Below are 15,633 nucleotides of genomic sequence, written 5' to 3' on the forward strand. Positions count from 1 at the left end.
TTCTAGCCTGAGGTTTACCTTGGCCGGGGCACTAAGGGATATCCTCTTCATGTTGCTCAGGGGGGAACTCCGGATTTCATATCGTCTAAAGGGCCTCCACTTTTTTTAGCTCCGGGATCTGCTCCTTCAAGATCCGCTCTACGCCCATCTTTAGGGTCATGGTGGACATAGGGCAACCTGCACAGGCCCCCGTAAGCCTGACCTTTACCACTCCATCTTCCACGTCCACCAACTCTATATCTCCACCGTCTGCCTGCAGGGCCGGCCTGACCTTTTTCAATACCTCTTCTACCTTTTCCCGCATATCCTTCTCCTTTTATTTTTTTGATTTTTTTATAACCATTTACCTCTGGGGATGTCAATACAAATAAAGAGCAGGACATTCCCCAAATTTATTTTAAAGATCCAAAAAAGTTGTCAAAAAAGGATTCAAGGATTCATAATGAAGGGTTCTAGGGGTCAATAGATACAGGGTTCCAGGGGCCAAGGGCTTGCGGCGAGCTCCCTTCGGTCTGAGCGTTCGACTGAGCTCACGCTGAAGTCTCAGGGTCGAAGACAGCCGAGCGGGTCCAGTGGTCGAGTAAACGACCTCCAGTCGTTTTTTTCAGGGGGCCTCACCCCCAGAGTGATGTGCCATAGGCACATCACTAGAACCCTTGAATCCTAGACCCCTGCATTTTAAGCCCTTGAATCCTCTCAATTTCACCAACTAAATGGGAGGAGAACCTTCATTTCTAATTTTTATTTGCTATTGGTTAACCGGTAGATCGTCTCAAAAGAGCTGAAGAGGTCAAGGTATTGTTCCAGGTAGCGCGTCAGCAGAAATCTTTCCCTCACGGTCTCCTTCGCCTTTTGTCCCAGTTGCTTCCGCAGTTTCTCATCCTTGACCAACTGGACAATCCTCTCTGCTGCTTCCTCAACAGATGAGACCAGGAACCCATTCACGCCATCCTTGATCTGGTAACGGATTCCACCGACGTTGCCTCCGATAACGGCAGTACCTTTCCACATGGCCTCAGTAACCGTTAGGCCAAAACCTTCGCGGATGGACTTTTGCAGCACAACGGCCGCCCTGCGCTGTAGTACGTTCACCAGCGCCGAGTCCTGATGGCTGAGGATGATGACACGCTCATCCTGTTGGTCAAGCAGCGATTCGTACACCCTTGGGCCTTCCGGGTCGTCTGTGGCCACATTGCCGAGCAGCACGAGCGTGCAGTCTACATCCTTTCTTGCCAGTTTGAATGCCCGAATGACACCCCCTGGATCCTTCCAGCGATCAAAGCGGGAGATCTGCACTACCAGTGGCAGGTCCGTGGGGATGTTATAGTGATCCAGCCGCTCACTGACCTCAGCTTCGCTCATTTCTCGGTTCTTGATGGAGAAGGGATCGATCGCTGGCATGAAGCACACCTGTGGCGTCTTAAGTTTTTGCATGTATTCTTTGAGGGTAACAATCACCGCGTCATATTTTTCTACGAACGGAGCCAAGTAGTTCCACAGTTCATGGTTCAGGTTCGTCAGGTCGACGTGGCAGCGCCAGACCCAGGGGCCGCTCTTCTTATAGTGATTGATCATGGGAAGGGGTTGGGGGTCGTGGATAATGACCATATTGTGGTTATCCAGGTGGTTTCGAATGGCATTTTGATAGATGATGTCCTCGTAAATTTGCATCTTCCGTTCGCTCAAATTGATCTCCCCTCCTTGCAGGGCATTGTGCATCTTTTTGGTGATGCTGAAGAAATCTGGTGCTCCTTGAATCAACCTCCATCCCGTCTTGATACCCAGGCTGTTCATCAAAAGCGTCAGCGATGACAATATCTCCGCCACACCACCCCCATAGTAGGTCGAATTTACATTGGCCACATGGAGGTCCTGGAGTGGCTTTGCTTTATCTCTAATGCGCTCGATCGTTTCCGCTCCGACGAACTGTTCATAGTCTTCGACTTGAACCATTTTTTGATGTTTCATCATTAAGCTCCTTTCAAAACATTATGTATTATCTGAAACCATGCGCTTACAACAGTCGTTCGGTATCTTCTCGGCGGCATAGCTCAGTGCCTGGTGTCATGACGGCCATGTTCCTTTAAGGCCTCAAAGCCGGACACGATAGGAATTTGTCTTTAAAAACCGTTGTCATGAACAACCCCGCTATAATTTCCCTATCACATTGTGGAAAATATCCATAATAAGTTTAGGATATACACATAGGATGAGTGATGTAAGAGCCAAGAGGAGAAGTGGGATACTCATTGTTAATGGAGGATCCTTAATGTCACTTTTTGATAAATGAGACCTCAAGGGACCAAAGAATATTTTTTTCGCAGACCAGAATGTATAACTAATTGTTAATATGATTGCAGAAACACCCAGAAGCGCAATGATCAGTCCAACGGGAACTGTATATACTCCAAATTTGAAGATACCTGTGAACATGATCCATTCTGCTGCAAAACTGCTAAAGGGTGGAAAGCCTGAAAGCATCATTGAGCCCATTATCCAGAGTAGAGCGGTTATGGGCATTTTAGATGCAAGCCCACCCATTTGTCGCATATCCCTAATCCCTGTTACATAGACCAGTATGCCTGCGGTTGAGAAAAAGATAGTTTTGCCCATGATGTGACTCAGGAAGAAGAACATTCCCCCTTCAATACTTACAGTTGTTGCCGCAGCTAATCCAAGGATAGAATATGATATCTGACTTATGGTTGAACAAGCAGCAAGTCGCTTTACATCAGTTTGAGCCATGGCAAGAAGAGAGCCGTATACCATGGTTACGAGGACCATTATCATGAGAGGTATAGAGAATACCTTGAAATCTGCATGAATGGGCAAAATGATAATTCTAACAAGTATATAGGCTCCTAGATTTGCATAAACCGCAAGCAACCCAGCGATACATGTGGGGTGTTCTGCATGAACCCACGGCATCCAAACATGAAGTGGGAATATTGCCAATTTAGTAGATAAACAAAGAAGGAATAAAAGGATAATCCAAACAGTCATTGGGTTTCCTACAAGAGTATGCAACTCCGAAATTTGAAAACTACCTGTCTGAAAATAAGCTAATAAAGATCCTACAAGGAAAAGGCTTGCTCCTATAACCCCCCATAGCAAGCACATGAGGGCAACTCTAACACGGTCTATATAGCCAAAATAAGCCATTATGAAGTAAAGAGGAATGGGTAACAGCTCCAAGAAGAAATACATGGCCAACAAATTTGTTGTAAAACAGACACCGGCAAAGCCTGTAGGAAAGAGGAGATACAAAATAAAGTATCTTGTATAGTACTTAAGTCTTGTGTCCTTATCCGCTTCACTATATAATATATCCACTCGATGCTCTACATAGTGTATCGAGTAAAATGCAAGAGCAGTGCATATCAGATTTATTATTAGTGCAACGGGAAGACTGAGGCCATCGGCCAGAAGATCAAGCTTCATATGGATGCCAACAAATGGATATTCCTCATAGACCGTTGTACCTTGATAAATTTTAATGCCTGCCAGGCAAAGAAGGATACTCGTATACAAAAGACTAAATGCTGCTATCCAGCCTGCCTTCCAACCAGTTTTTGGTCTGCTTAGGAGGATCAATAAAGAGGCAATAACCGGCACTATGATTGTTTGAAGGAGCACGTGCGACATTACCTTATCCTTCCTAGTATCAGAAAAAGAAGGCAAACAAGGAAGATGAGGATGTATGCTACGTTATAAAATAGTTGTCTACTCTCTGTCCGAAATTCCTTCAGCCAATCATAGAATATCTTGGGGAGAGAGGGAATCCACCTATGATATGTCCCATCTAAGGGGTCTTCGATATATGCAGGTACCAAATCAGAGACATTCTTTGTTCCACCTACAAAAAACCTGTAATAAAAACTGTCTATATACCACCTGTTCCAAAAGAATTTGTGCAATATTTTCAGTTTTGGGTGCTTTTCTAATATGACCTTAGGGTTTAGTTTACGTGCTATATACAATAAATAGGCAGGCATAGCACCTATCACTAAAAAAGCTGCGGACAAAAGAGGGACCGATAGATGCGAGGAAGAATATGTGTTTGCATGTGCAATGGGTAAATGATGCTCTTTCACCAGCGTATATTCAAACCCCTCTCGCAAAAGGTGCTCTACCTTTGGACCGAATAGGCCAATGAAAACAATAGCGACCGCCAAGCTACCGCAGGCGAGCCACATTGAGGGGTAACCGTCACCAAAGTGGCCCCCTTTTCGTTTTAAATTTTCTATATTATTACTTTCTGGCCCATAAAAAATCATTCCCATGAAGCGGGCTGTATAAAAAGAGGTCAAAATTACAGTAATCAAAGCAGGAAAGAAGAGTGGATAATTATGGGTTTTTAAACATGAGAGAAGGATCGCATCTTTACTCCAGAAACCAGGAAAAGGAGGGACCCCCATTAACGACAGAGCCGCGATTGACATGAAAATCCACGTAAAAGGCATGGACTTTTTCAAGCCACCCATTTCATGCATATAAATGGAGTGGGCGGCATGAAGGACTGAACCAGCACAAAGGAAGAGGCAGGCTTTAAATAGGGCATGGCTCATTAGATGAAATATTCCCGATGTAAGGCCTTCTATTAATAGAAATGGAGTCAGTCCGGCCACCCCTAAACCGAGCCACATGTAACCTATCTGACTAACCGTAGAATATGCCAAGGCCTTTTTTAATTCTAGAGAAACCATACCTTGGGTAGCTGCCAAAAAGGCTGTAATGACACCTATCCAGGCCGTCAAAAAGAAAAAGAGAGATGCTTCCTTGCATCCAACTACCCAATAAGCATAATAAAATATAGGCACAAATCGAGCAACTAAATATACGCCACTTTTAACCATTGTTGCTGCGTGAATCAAGGCTGAAACAGGAGTGGGACCTGCCATTGCCTCGGGGAGCCACTCATGGAATGGGAATTGGGCAGACTTACCAGCAGGGCCTGCAAGGAGGAGGAAGCTCGTCAATATGATTATTCCTGGGAACTTAGTCATTTCTGGTATCCATTCGGATGAAGTCTTATAGAGTTCCAAAAGGTTTAAGGTTCCAGAATAGAAGAAGACTATTAAAATTCCACCCAAAAGCAAAACATCACCCGCTGAGGTCACGATTAGTGCCTTTAAGCCTGCATGAGAAGGCGTGCAGTATTTTGTAGGGGGAGGTCCGCCTATCCAGTGTTCCTCTTCGTCTTTATAGTAAAAGCCTATTAGTGCATAGCTACACAGACCCACCATTTTCCACCCGACAAAGAGAAATAATAAATTATTGGACAAAACGAGAAGGAGCATGCTTCCAATAAAGAGGTTCATCAACATCCAATACCGTGTTGAGGAAGGATCACCCTTCATATACCCTAAGGAATAGACCATGATAAAGAAACTTATCACCGCAACTACATTTGCCAGAATGATACTCAGAGGATCTACCAAGACACCAAATTTTACCTCGATAGGAAAACTCAGCCATACAACAGCACTCTCTATCGGTAATTTTGAGGGATCAAATAGATATGTTATAAGTTTCAGACCGGCCAAGGCTGCAAGGAAGGAGAAAAACACCGCTCCGTAATCTCTCAATTTATGATGCACCTTGGCTAGAAGAGGGGTTACAAGCACGCCAATTACGGGAAAAGCTATGCATAACCAAGCAGACAGAATATTCAAATCATCTTCCTCTTAGAAACCCGTTGGGATGGTAAATTTAAGCACCGTAGAAATAATCTTCCCGCTAAAAATACCCAGTAACACTATACCTATAGCCGTAATCCATATAGGAATAAGCATGCTTAAAGTAACTTCATCGATATTCGTTGTCTCGCGACTTCCTCCATCATAGGCGTAAGCTGGTTCAGATGGTTCAAAGAACGTATACTTTATGACGTTGAAGAAATAAACAACGCAAAGGATAGTGCTTATCAATAGAGCTGCCACAAAAACCCATTGCTTGGCATCAATTGCTCCCAAAAGCAAATACAATTTACTAAAAAAGCCGCAGGTAGGTGGTATCCCTATCATGGAAAGGGCAGCGATAGTAAAGGCAATCATAGTGAATGGCATCTTCCAAAATAAATGTTTAAGTTGATTAATATTCCGCATTCTCATTTTATACATGATTGCCCCTGCTACGAGGAACAAACATCCTTTAGTGGAGGCTTCATTGAGGATATGGAGGAGAGAACCAGTAAGACCGGCTTTGTTTGCCAGTGCTATTCCCATAACGATATACCCTATCTGGGCCACAGTAGAGTAGGCGAGCATCCTCTTTAAATCATTCTGAGCTATAGCATAGAGAGAGCCGACAATCATAGCAATGACGGCTATCCAACCAAGTATAGTAGTTATTGGTATCAACTCTATAGAGAAGTGAGGTTCAAACACATAGAACATAATTCTTATCAAAACGTAGCATCCTACTTTAGTCATTGTAGGGGCAATCAATGCACTAATCGCTGAGGGGGCATGGGTATAGGCATCTGGGAGCCATGCATGTAGAGGGTAAAGTGCCATTTTTATAGCTATCCCTATGATGAGAAAAGTAAAGGCCATAAGTACAACCTTAGATTGGTAAAGATGAGGCAGTATTTGACTTACATCAGCCATATTGAGTGAACCAGTCATTATATAGATGAAACTCACGCCCAATAAATAAAAACAAGCACCAATTGTACCCATAACAACATATCGAAAACTGGCAATGAGCGCCCCCTTTTCCCCTATGGCTATAAGGGCATAAGCAGAAAAGGAGGTAATTTCTAGTAGCACATAGAGGTTAAACAAGTCACCAGTAACCGTGATACCCAACAGACCGGTAATATTTAAAAGAAAGAGGGTATAAAGTTGAGGAATTTTATTTTCGGGTATTTCTTGCTCAACACTCCTTTTTGAATAGATGGCCACGATCAAGGCAATGGCCGCTATGATAACGGCCATATAGGCGCTGAGGTGGTCTATGAAATATGCAATACCCCAGGGAGGTTTCCAGCCGCCCAGGTAATAGTGAATAGGCTTGCCCTGCGTTATGACCACATCAAGAATGCCACCGGAGAAGACCAGACATGCAGAGAGGGCGAGCAAGACCATGGGGTAGCAGAACTTCTTGTTCCACAACCCCACTACATTCACAACAAAAGACAGAATCAAAGGGGTAACAACAATCAGGACTGGCAATTGTTCTGAAATCACTTCTTTAACTCTTCTATGATTTCATCTTCTTCTATTGTGTTATATCTTCTATGGATGGCAACCAGTAAGGCAAGGGCAATACCAGTTGTCGCAATACCGACGACAATGGCGGTCAGCATGAGGGCATGGGGTAATGGATTTACATACTCCGTTGCATTGACAACAATCTCATGACCTCTATCCCCAAGTACCCCAGCAATAATAGGTACAGTTCCGCCTCTTTTAGCCCCAACGGAGATAAAAAAAAGAATTATGGCCCATTGAAAGATATTCATCCCTATCAATTTCTTCATGAGATTGTTTTTTGCCATCATGCTATACAAGCCAACAATGAGCAAAATGGCAAAAATCCAGTAATTGTATTTACTTACTATTACTTCCAGCATCTTCTTCCTCCGCGGCCTCTTCATGCTTCCCACCGGTTACCAAATTAAGGAAAATAGAAACCATGATGGCCATGACTGTAATCTGGATCCCTGTTTCTATTGCAGCTATGCCATAGTATCTGGCCATCACAGGGTCAATGGGAAGGATCTTGCTCAATTTCCCATAGTCCAGAAAATTCCCTCCCAAGAGCAAACAGAGCCACCCTATCCCAGCAAAGATGAATACCCCGAGACTGCAAAATATAACATCGAGTTTCTCTGCAAAACGCCTCTTTGCCTCATTTAGATCATAGGCAATGACCATAAGGATGAAACTTGCAGCGAGGATACAACCTCCTTGAAAACCTCCTCCAGGGCTGCCATGGCCATGGGCGAGGACATAAAGGCTATAAACTTGCATGAAAGGGATCAAGAGTCTACAGATGGTTTGGATGATAACATCCTCTTGTTTTCTTATCATTTCATAGTCCTCCTCAAAAGCATGAGAACTGCAATACCTGCCGTAAAGATGACAGCGGTCTCAAAAAGGGTGTCATAACCTCTGTAATCAGCGAGCACAGCAGTAACCACGTTGGGGACACCCGTCTCATCGACAGCCCTTTCAATATACCGCGGTGAAACATGGACACTGGCCGGCTGATTGGGATCAGCCCATTTAGGGAAATCCTTTACCCCATACAACAATACAATAAGTGCAACCAACGCAATCAAAATACCCACAAGCTTCTTCATCAATCTTTTGTCCTCCTGGTAGTCTTATAAACGGCGGCAATAAAGAAGGCGGTGTTGACCCCTGCCCCTATCGCGGCCTCGGTGAAGGCGACATCTACTGCCCCCATCTCCGCCCAGAGCAGGCACATAAAAAAGCTGAAGGCACCAAGGAGTACGACAGCACTGAGGAGATCCTTTACACTTATAGCAGTTACAGCGGCTATAAGTGCAAAAGGTAACAACACAAGGTTTAATTGCCAGATCATTTTCCCCTCCTTTTCGGTGGCCACTCTATAACGGCCTTTCCGTCCTTAGTCCAGGGTGTAAGATCAGATTCAAATGCAGACCTCAGCAATGCATGGGTGGCTGTAGGACTGGCTAAAAACCAGAAGACGGCAATAAATATCAGCTTTATACCTTGAACGGCATCTAACCAGCAAAATCCATGATGCAGATAGTATAAGGCAAGGCCTATAACGAAAAGTAATGTTCCTAAGGTGTCACCCTTTGCTGTGGCATGCATCCTCATGTAAAAGTCAGGAAAACGCAAAAACCCGATCGTAGCTGTGGTAAAGAAGAAGAGGCCTGCCACCATAAATATCGTTTCTACAATAACCATTTATTTAGCTCCTTTCCTGATAAAGTACTTAGAGACGATCAGGGTGGCGATGAAGTTCAAGATAGAATAAGCCAGTGCCAGATCTATAAACATATCAATCCGTTTATAAATAAATCCCATAAGCACTAAAAGGATGATCGTCTTGGTGCCAATAAACCCAGCACCGATGATCCTGTCAAATACCGTAGGTCCAAATACCGCCCTATACAGAGAAAGAAAGATAAGAACACATAAGGCAAGGGCAGCGGCCAAGAAGAAGTTTTCCATCTAATCCTCCATGTACAATGAGTATATCCGATCTTCCATTTTCCCTGGTAAGGCCTCTGCCACAGTTCTATCTATGGCATGCACATAAAAGTAGCCATCTTTAATGAGCACGGTGATAGTCCCCGGTGTAAGGGTAATGGAATTGGCAAATGTGACCAGCGAAAGGTCCTTCTTGAGTTTGGTTTTGAACCTAATGATATGGGGATCGATCAATTTCGGCATCCTGGGATGGAGGGCAAGATAGGCAATATAAATGTTCGCTCGTATAATTTGATATAAAAGCCAAGGAATATATTTGATAAAATTTATTGTTTCCTTGATCTTACCCTTCGACCGGATGTCCTTAAACAGAAAGTCATGAGAGATATAGGCCACTAAAGCGCAACAAAGCACGCCCCATGAAAGATGCCACCAGTCGAGGTGCCCAGAGATAAAGATCCAGAAAACAAAAAGGATACTAAAAGTGACGATAAAGGCCATCCGTATCCTCCTGTGCATAAGTTAAGTATATTTCTGTCAACCTTGAGGATGAACTTTTAATTTCTCTTTTGTAATGATTAAAATTTTTACGCCCGGCACCCTTTCTATATAGAGTTCCGAGCTGTATCAATGGAGGATGGCGAGAAACACATGGATCTGGGAGTATTTTTGGATGTTATCTTTCTCTTTGCCTATATTCTCTTGTTCGGTTGAAGAAAGAGGGGACTCTAAGGTACTAAGTCATTGGGTTCCCTCCTCCGTTTTTTCTTCTTTGACCTCGGTCTCTTTTTTCCGCGGAAAAGGACCTACCCCTCTTTCATCCTTCCTCTCTTCCTTTTTCCTTTCTTTCATCTTGCAATTTCCCTCGAATATTGCCCCATCATCGATTATGATGGAAGGGGTGGTTATATCCCCGATCACCCTTCCGGGGTGTTGGAGCTCCACCTTTTCCTTGGCGGTTATATTGCCCACCACCTCCCCTTGGATGATGGCGGCCCCTACGTTGATCTTCCCCTCGATCTTTGCTGTCTCCCCCACGACCAATATGTCCTCGCTGTGGATTTCACCTTTGAAACGGCCATCCAGCCTCACCGCCCCGCTATAGCTCAATTTGCCATCAAAGGAGGTCTCACCCCCCAAGAAGGCATTTACCTCCCCCCGCCCCAGAGAATCCATTACCTTTCCTTCTTTTTTCCACATTTGAATTGTCCTCCTCACGCAGATCTATGTCAGTTATAGTCTATCAACTCCCCTGATGACCTCTAAGATCCTTTCCAGATCGTTCAAGGAATAGAACTCGATCTCGATTGTCCCCCTATCCCCTCTCATTTTGATCCTCACTTGGGTCTTCAAAAGGCGACGCAACTCCTCCCGGAGCGATTCTATCTCCAGAGTCCCCTCTTCCCTGGCAGGTTTTCTCACCTCTGGTGCCAGGAGGCGCCTCACCCCCTCCTCTGTCTCCCGAACCGAGAGCCCCTTTTTCACGATCCTTCGACAAAAGGAGATCTGCTCCCTTTCGTTTCTCAAGGCCAGAAGGGCCCGGGCATGGCCCATGGTGATCTCATTTCTTTCCAAGGCACCTTTGGCCTCGTCGGGAAGCTTCAACAAACGCAGGGTGTTGGCCACAGAAGACCTATCCTTGCAAATCCGCTGGGCCAGGGCCTCTTGGGTATAAGCGAATTCCCTGATCAGCCGCTGATACGCCTCTGCCTCCTCTAGGGGGTTTAGGTCCTCTCGCTGGAGGTTTTCTATCAGGGCCATCTCGATGGCCTCCTGATCGGTGGCCTCTTTGAGGAGGATGGGGATTCTTTTTAGACCCACCCTTTGGGCCGCCCGCCACCTCCTCTCCCCCACAATGATTTCGTATTCCCCCCCCTTTTTGCGCACCACTAGGGGTTGTAATATCCCCTTTTCTCTTATGGACTGAGCAAGTTCCTCTATACCCTCATCTGGGAGTAGCCTCCTTGGTTGCCAAGGGTTGGGATGGAGTTCATTAACATCACATAAGAGGAGGTTTCCCCTTTCCCCCTTTTCCATTTCGGGGAATAGGGCCCCCAACCCCTTTCCTAAGGCTACCCGTTTAGCCATGGTTCCCCTTCCCGTTTTTGAGGATCTCTTTTGCCAATTCGATGTAGCTTTGTGCCCCCTTGGAGTAGGCATCGTATAGAATCACCGGTTTTCCATAGCTGGGTGCTTCACTCAACCTGATGTTTCTCGGGATGATGGTAGAAAAGACCTTCCCCTTGAAGTGGGACTTTACCTCCTCAGCCACCTGCTGGGAGAGGTTGTTTCTCACATCGTACATGGTGAGCAATATCCCCTCAATCTGCAGATTGGGATTGAGATGTTTCTTTACAAGCCCGATGGTCTTTAGCAGTTGAGTCAATCCCTCCATGGCATAATATTCACATTGCAGGGGGATGAGGACGGAGTGAGCGGCAGTCAGAGAATTTACCGTGAGGAGTCCCAAAGATGGAGGACAGTCGATAAAGATGAAGTCGTATTCGGGCACCACCTCCCTCAAGACCTCCTTTAGTTTCTTCTCCCTGGCTATCTCATTGATCAACTCGATCTCCGCCCCGATAAGGTCGGTGTTGGCCGTGACTATCTTCAAATACGGGATCTCGGTGTCTCTGATGATCTCTCGGATGCTCACCTCTTCTATCAAGGCGTGATAGAGATTTTCTCTTATATCCTCCTTGCCATATCCCACCCCACTTGAGGAATTCCCTTGGGGATCGGCGTCTAACAAGAGGGTCCTTACCTTGGCAATGGCCAAAGAAGCGGAGAGGTTTACCGCCGTGGTCGTCTTCCCCACCCCTCCCTTTTGATTAGCGATACTTATGACCTTCCCCATGTCCAGGAGCAGCCCTCTTGATTAGAAAGGCCCTCTTTTTTCGTTAATTATCATAAACACATCCCTTTGAAAAGGGGAAATTTCGGTAGCTTTATTGATTAAAGTACCTTAGAGCTGCCGGGGTTAGGTACTCGGAGAATTGAAAGTAAAGGAGGATCCTGCTCTCTCGCATAAAGGGCAGGGTCAATTTCTTCACCTCGATCAGGCGCAGACCTAATTTCTCGCAATCCAGCCCCTGTAGCTCCTCCTGCCCCCTCTTTCCCCTCATCCCCAAGATGAATCCTCCCTCTTTAGTATAGGGGAGGGCCAGTTGCAGGAATGTCGGCAGATCTGCCACAGCCCGTGAGATGACCAGGTCAAAACCCCTGGCGTATCTCCCAATGATCTCCCTTTTCTGCGCCCGGCCATGGACGGCCTCCACCCCTTCTAGCCTTAACCCCCTGGCTATATGTCGCAGGAAGAAGACCTTCTTTTGGGAGGCCTCTAATAGCAGCAACTCGATAGAGGGGAATAAAATCTTCAAGGGCAGGCCGGGGAATCCTGCCCCCGCCCCTATATCCAAGACCTTTTTCGCCCCTTGTAGGTAAGGGGCAACGGTGAAGGAGTCCAAGAAATGTTTCACCCCTATCTCCAGATCTCCCTTTAAGGCGGTGAGGTTGACCTTTTGATTCCACCTCTTTAATTCCTCAATATAATAAAGGTAGCTTTCTACATTCTGGGCGGTCAAGGCCACCCCGATCTCCTCGGCCCCTCTGAGCAATATGTCTTTAAGGCTCTGCATCCTCCTTCCCCAGGGAGTAGATCCCTGCCTCCACCGCCATATTATCCAATTATCCCCTCTTTAAAACCCTTATATCTTATAGATGGGTTCCCCCCTCCTCATTCCAGTACGTTCTCATTCTGTCACCCACCGTTGTTAAGCCTTGAATGCACCTTTGGTGCCGATGTACTTGTTCCTCAGCTTTGGTTTCTCTATCTTGCCCGTCGGATTGCGCGGGATCTCCCCAAAAAGGATTTTCCTCGGCCTTTTGTATCGAGGCAGAGTCTCACAGAACTCAAGGACCTCCTCCTCTGTCAAGGCCTGGCCTGGCACCACCTCTATGACGACCGTCAAGATCTCACCTAACCGTTCATCCGGGTAACCGATTGCTGCGACATCCTTTACCTTCTGGTTGGTATGCAAGAAGTCCTCTACCTCTACAGGGAAGATATTCTCTCCTCCGGAGATGATGACATCCTTCTTCCTGTCAACCAGAAAGATGAATCCATCCTCGTCCTGTCGGGCCATGTCCCCCGTATACAGCCACCCTTCTCTTAAGGCATCTGCGGTTGCTGCTGGGTTCTTATAGTATTCTCTCATAACCCCATCACCTCGAACAACCAATTCTCCAACCTCCCCTAGTGGGATGGGGTTACCATCCGTATCTACTATTTGTGTTTCCCAGTTGAAGCCAGGCAAACCGATCGCGCCGACCTTATGTTCATTCTCTATGCCAAGATGTACACAGCCAGGCCCTGTGGACTCGCTCAAACCATAGTTGGTGTCATAGGCCATGTTTGGGAAGTACTCTTTCCAGTGTTTCACAAGCGAAGGAGGGACAGGTTGAGCACCTATATGCATGAGCCGCCATTGGCTGAGATCATAATCTTCCGGCTTCAGTTCTCCACTGTCAAGCTTCAATAGTATATCCTGGGCCCACGGGACGAGGAGCCAGACGATGGTCCCCTTTTCCTCGCTCACTGCCTCCAAAATCCACTCGGGAGAGACACCCTTCAGGATCACCGCACGCCCCCCCACGATCAGGCTCCCAAACCAGTGCATTTTGGCCCCTGTGTGGTAGAGGGGGGGGATGAGGATAAAATTATCTCGTTTCGTCTGATAGTGGTGGGCGTTCTCCGTTATACAAGCGCAGACCATGTTCCTGTGGGTGAGGAGGATCGGTTTGGGCGTACCAGTAGTGCCTGAGGTAAAATACAGACCACAGGGGTCTTCATACTCGATCTCGACGTTGGGAGGGCTGGGCGATGAGGCTTCCAGGACTTTATCAAAGGGCTCTGCATATGCTGGCAGCTCCTTCCCCACGTAGATGTAATGTTCTATAGTGGGCATTTCGTCCTTTATGGCATCTATCCGATCAGTGAACTCCTCACTGAAGACCATCGCTTGAGGCTCAGCTACATCGACGCAGTATTTTATGTCGCTGCTGGTGAAACGAAAGTTCAGCGGAACCGCCCATGCCCCTGTACGTATGATTCCAAAGTAGGCTATCAACCAATCTATGGAATTCATCATGAGATGGATGACCTTATCTCCCTTCTTTATCCCCCTTTTCATTAAGGCGTTTGCAAAACAGTTTGCCGACTCATCGAGCTGTTTCCATGTGATTTCTCTCCTCTTGTTTTCCGCTGGGACCCGTTCGATGAGTGCGAGGTTGTTTGGATACAAACGGGCGTTCCTCGAAAGCATCTCCCCAAGATGAATAGATATTCCCATTGTTTACCCTCCTTTCCGTGAGTCTACAGTCTTTGGTGTTGTCAAACAACAATATTTATTATTATATTATTTTTGGGTGTTGTATACAATACCTAAAAAAGCAGGTTTTGGCTTGACATGCTTATTTTTTTAAGCTAGGGTAAAAACGGTTACCAATATACCATTATGGAAAGGAGGTGGTCATCTTTGTAAGGGGGTGTTTTTTAAGGAGGGATCTTTCATTAAATCTTCCTCTAGAAAGGAGGCAAGCCATGAAAGGTAGCAAATTATTTTTGGTAATTTCTTTGGTTTCGGTCTTGGTGATATTACCTTTGTTCAGTGCCCATGCTGCCCCGCAAAAGCCGATAGAGCTCACCTACGCCAATTTCTTCCCACCTACACATATTCAGGCCAAACTTGGGCAGGACTGGATAAAGGAGGTAGAAAAGCGCACCAATGGAAAGGTGAAGATTACCTACTTCCCAGGCGGGGCCTTGCTCAAAGGGGGTCAGATGTATGGTGGAGTTTTGAAAGGTGTTGCCGATATCGGGATGTCCTGCTTGGCCTATACCCGCGGGCGCTTCCCGGCCATGGAGGCCATTGACCTACCTATGGGGTATCCCAATGGAAGTGCAGCTACCTTTATCGTTAACGATTTTTACAAGAAGTACAAACCCAAAGAGCTTGCAGATGTAAAGCTCCTTTACCTCCATGCCCATGGCCCTGGACTGCTGCACAGCAAGAAGCCTGTCTACAAGATGGAGGATGTCAAGGGAATGAAGGTCCGCGCTACCGGCTTAAGTGCCAAGGTGGTAAAGGCCCTGGGCGGTGTAGCGGTTGCCATGCCCCAGGGAGGTACCTATGAGGCCCTGCAGAAGGGGGTGGTGGAGGCCACCTTCAGCCCCATGGAAGTCCTGAAGGGGTGGAAACAGGGAGAGGTGATCAAGTATACCACCGAATGCTACAGTGTCGGCTATACCACTGCCTTTTTCGTCGCGATGAACAAAAAGAAGTGGGACTCCCTGCCCAAGGATGTCCAGAAGGTCTTTGATGAGGTCAGTGCAGAGTGGGTCGACAAGCATGCTGCGGCGTGGGACACAAGCGATGCGGCAGGCAGAAAGTTCAGCCTCAGCCTGGGCAACAAGATC

Annotated in this window: 16 protein-coding genes and 1 pseudogene; 1 reads left to right on the forward strand and 16 read right to left on the reverse strand. The window is 46.4% G+C overall.

Annotated elements, in window-relative coordinates; genetic code table 11:
- Positions 1 to 85: 85 nt before the first annotated feature.
- From JRI46_09455 to JRI46_09530, 16 genes and pseudogenes are all read right to left on the reverse strand, one after another.
- Positions 86 to 304 (reverse strand): NifU family protein, encoded by a 219-nt coding sequence (locus JRI46_09455; protein MBW2039807.1) that lies wholly within the window; start codon positions 302 to 304, stop codon positions 86 to 88.
- Between the two features lie 437 nt (positions 305 to 741).
- Positions 742 to 1,971, reverse strand: coding sequence for a glycosyltransferase (locus JRI46_09460; GenBank protein MBW2039808.1), 1,230 nt, complete (start codon positions 1,969 to 1,971; stop codon positions 742 to 744).
- A gap of 177 nt (positions 1,972 to 2,148) precedes the next feature.
- Positions 2,149 to 3,645 (reverse strand): NADH dehydrogenase, encoded by a 1,497-nt coding sequence (locus tag JRI46_09465; protein MBW2039809.1) that lies wholly within the window; start codon positions 3,643 to 3,645, stop codon positions 2,149 to 2,151.
- The gene (locus JRI46_09470; GenBank protein ID MBW2039810.1) at positions 3,645 to 5,675 is read right to left on the reverse strand and encodes an NADH-quinone oxidoreductase subunit L; all 2,031 of its coding nucleotides are present in this window, start codon (positions 5,673 to 5,675) and stop codon (positions 3,645 to 3,647) included. Before JRI46_09470 ends, JRI46_09465 begins: the two co-directional genes overlap by 1 nt.
- Positions 5,676 to 5,687: 12 nt before the next feature.
- A complete protein-coding gene (locus JRI46_09475; protein MBW2039811.1) occupies positions 5,688 to 7,193 on the reverse strand; it encodes a monovalent cation/H+ antiporter subunit D family protein in 1,506 nt (501 codons plus the stop codon).
- A complete protein-coding gene (locus JRI46_09480; protein MBW2039812.1) occupies positions 7,190 to 7,579 on the reverse strand; it encodes a cation:proton antiporter subunit C in 390 nt (129 codons plus the stop codon). Before JRI46_09480 ends, JRI46_09475 begins: the two co-directional genes overlap by 4 nt.
- Positions 7,557 to 8,311 (reverse strand): annotated as a pseudogene (locus JRI46_09485) (sodium:proton antiporter). Before JRI46_09485 ends, JRI46_09480 begins: the two are co-directional and overlap by 23 nt.
- Complete coding sequence (locus JRI46_09490; GenBank protein ID MBW2039813.1) at positions 8,311 to 8,556, reverse strand: DUF4040 domain-containing protein; 246 nt, start codon at positions 8,554 to 8,556, stop codon at positions 8,311 to 8,313. The pseudogene JRI46_09485 and the gene JRI46_09490 overlap by 1 nt, the downstream one beginning before the upstream one ends.
- Positions 8,553 to 8,909: a monovalent cation/H(+) antiporter subunit G gene (locus JRI46_09495; GenBank protein ID MBW2039814.1), complete on the reverse strand. Its 357-nt coding sequence runs from the start codon at positions 8,907 to 8,909 to the stop codon at positions 8,553 to 8,555. The genes JRI46_09490 and JRI46_09495 overlap by 4 nt, the downstream gene beginning before the upstream one ends.
- Positions 8,910 to 9,176 carry a pH regulation protein F gene (locus JRI46_09500; protein MBW2039815.1) on the reverse strand — a complete coding sequence of 89 codons (267 nt, stop codon included), beginning with the start codon at positions 9,174 to 9,176 and terminating at the stop codon, positions 8,910 to 8,912.
- A complete protein-coding gene (locus JRI46_09505; GenBank protein MBW2039816.1) occupies positions 9,177 to 9,656 on the reverse strand; it encodes a Na+/H+ antiporter subunit E in 480 nt (159 codons plus the stop codon).
- 240 nt (positions 9,657 to 9,896) lie between these two features.
- Positions 9,897 to 10,355, reverse strand: a complete 459-nt coding sequence (locus JRI46_09510; protein ID MBW2039817.1) for a polymer-forming cytoskeletal protein — start codon at positions 10,353 to 10,355, stop codon at positions 9,897 to 9,899.
- Between the two features lie 33 nt (positions 10,356 to 10,388).
- A complete protein-coding gene (locus tag JRI46_09515) occupies positions 10,389 to 11,243 on the reverse strand; it encodes a ParB/RepB/Spo0J family partition protein (GenBank protein MBW2039818.1) in 855 nt (284 codons plus the stop codon).
- Positions 11,236 to 12,012: an AAA family ATPase gene (locus JRI46_09520; protein ID MBW2039819.1), complete on the reverse strand. Its 777-nt coding sequence runs from the start codon at positions 12,010 to 12,012 to the stop codon at positions 11,236 to 11,238. The genes JRI46_09515 and JRI46_09520 overlap by 8 nt, the downstream gene beginning before the upstream one ends.
- Positions 12,013 to 12,103: 91 nt before the next feature.
- A complete protein-coding gene (rsmG, locus tag JRI46_09525; GenBank protein ID MBW2039820.1) occupies positions 12,104 to 12,793 on the reverse strand; it encodes a 16S rRNA (guanine(527)-N(7))-methyltransferase RsmG in 690 nt (229 codons plus the stop codon).
- 135 nt (positions 12,794 to 12,928) lie between these two features.
- The gene (locus JRI46_09530; protein ID MBW2039821.1) at positions 12,929 to 14,494 is read right to left on the reverse strand and encodes an acyl--CoA ligase; all 1,566 of its coding nucleotides are present in this window, start codon (positions 14,492 to 14,494) and stop codon (positions 12,929 to 12,931) included.
- Between the two features lie 263 nt (positions 14,495 to 14,757).
- Here JRI46_09530 and JRI46_09535 point away from each other — a divergent pair.
- The coding region (locus JRI46_09535) for a TRAP transporter substrate-binding protein (GenBank protein MBW2039822.1) at positions 14,758 to 15,633 on the forward strand (876 nt) is incomplete at its 3' end.

It is taken from the genome of Deltaproteobacteria bacterium, assembly GCA_019308925.1.
GTDB lineage: Bacteria > Desulfobacterota > B13-G15 > B13-G15 > RBG-16-54-18 > JAFDHG01.

Bases quoted from the DNA above. Each gene is read 5' to 3' on its own strand.
- JRI46_09455 (MBW2039807.1), bottom strand. From the start codon at position 304: ATGCGGGAAAAGGTAGAAGAGGTATTGAAAAAGGTCAGGCCGGCCCTG.
- JRI46_09460 (MBW2039808.1), bottom strand. From the start codon at position 1,971: ATGATGAAACATCAAAAAATGGTTCAAGTCGAAGACTATGAACAGTTC.
- JRI46_09465 (MBW2039809.1), bottom strand. From the start codon at position 3,645: ATGTCGCACGTGCTCCTTCAAACAATCATAGTGCCGGTTATTGCCTCT.
- JRI46_09480 (MBW2039812.1), bottom strand. From the start codon at position 7,579: ATGCTGGAAGTAATAGTAAGTAAATACAATTACTGGATTTTTGCCATT.
- JRI46_09490 (MBW2039813.1), bottom strand. From the start codon at position 8,556: ATGATCTGGCAATTAAACCTTGTGTTGTTACCTTTTGCACTTATAGCC.
- JRI46_09495 (MBW2039814.1), bottom strand. From the start codon at position 8,909: ATGGTTATTGTAGAAACGATATTTATGGTGGCAGGCCTCTTCTTCTTT.
- JRI46_09500 (MBW2039815.1), bottom strand. From the start codon at position 9,176: ATGGAAAACTTCTTCTTGGCCGCTGCCCTTGCCTTATGTGTTCTTATC.
- JRI46_09505 (MBW2039816.1), bottom strand. From the start codon at position 9,656: ATGGCCTTTATCGTCACTTTTAGTATCCTTTTTGTTTTCTGGATCTTT.
- JRI46_09510 (MBW2039817.1), bottom strand. From the start codon at position 10,355: ATGTGGAAAAAAGAAGGAAAGGTAATGGATTCTCTGGGGCGGGGGGAG.
- JRI46_09515 (MBW2039818.1), bottom strand. From the start codon at position 11,243: ATGGCTAAACGGGTAGCCTTAGGAAAGGGGTTGGGGGCCCTATTCCCC.
- JRI46_09520 (MBW2039819.1), bottom strand. From the start codon at position 12,012: ATGGGGAAGGTCATAAGTATCGCTAATCAAAAGGGAGGGGTGGGGAAG.
- rsmG (MBW2039820.1), bottom strand. From the start codon at position 12,793: ATGCAGAGCCTTAAAGACATATTGCTCAGAGGGGCCGAGGAGATCGGG.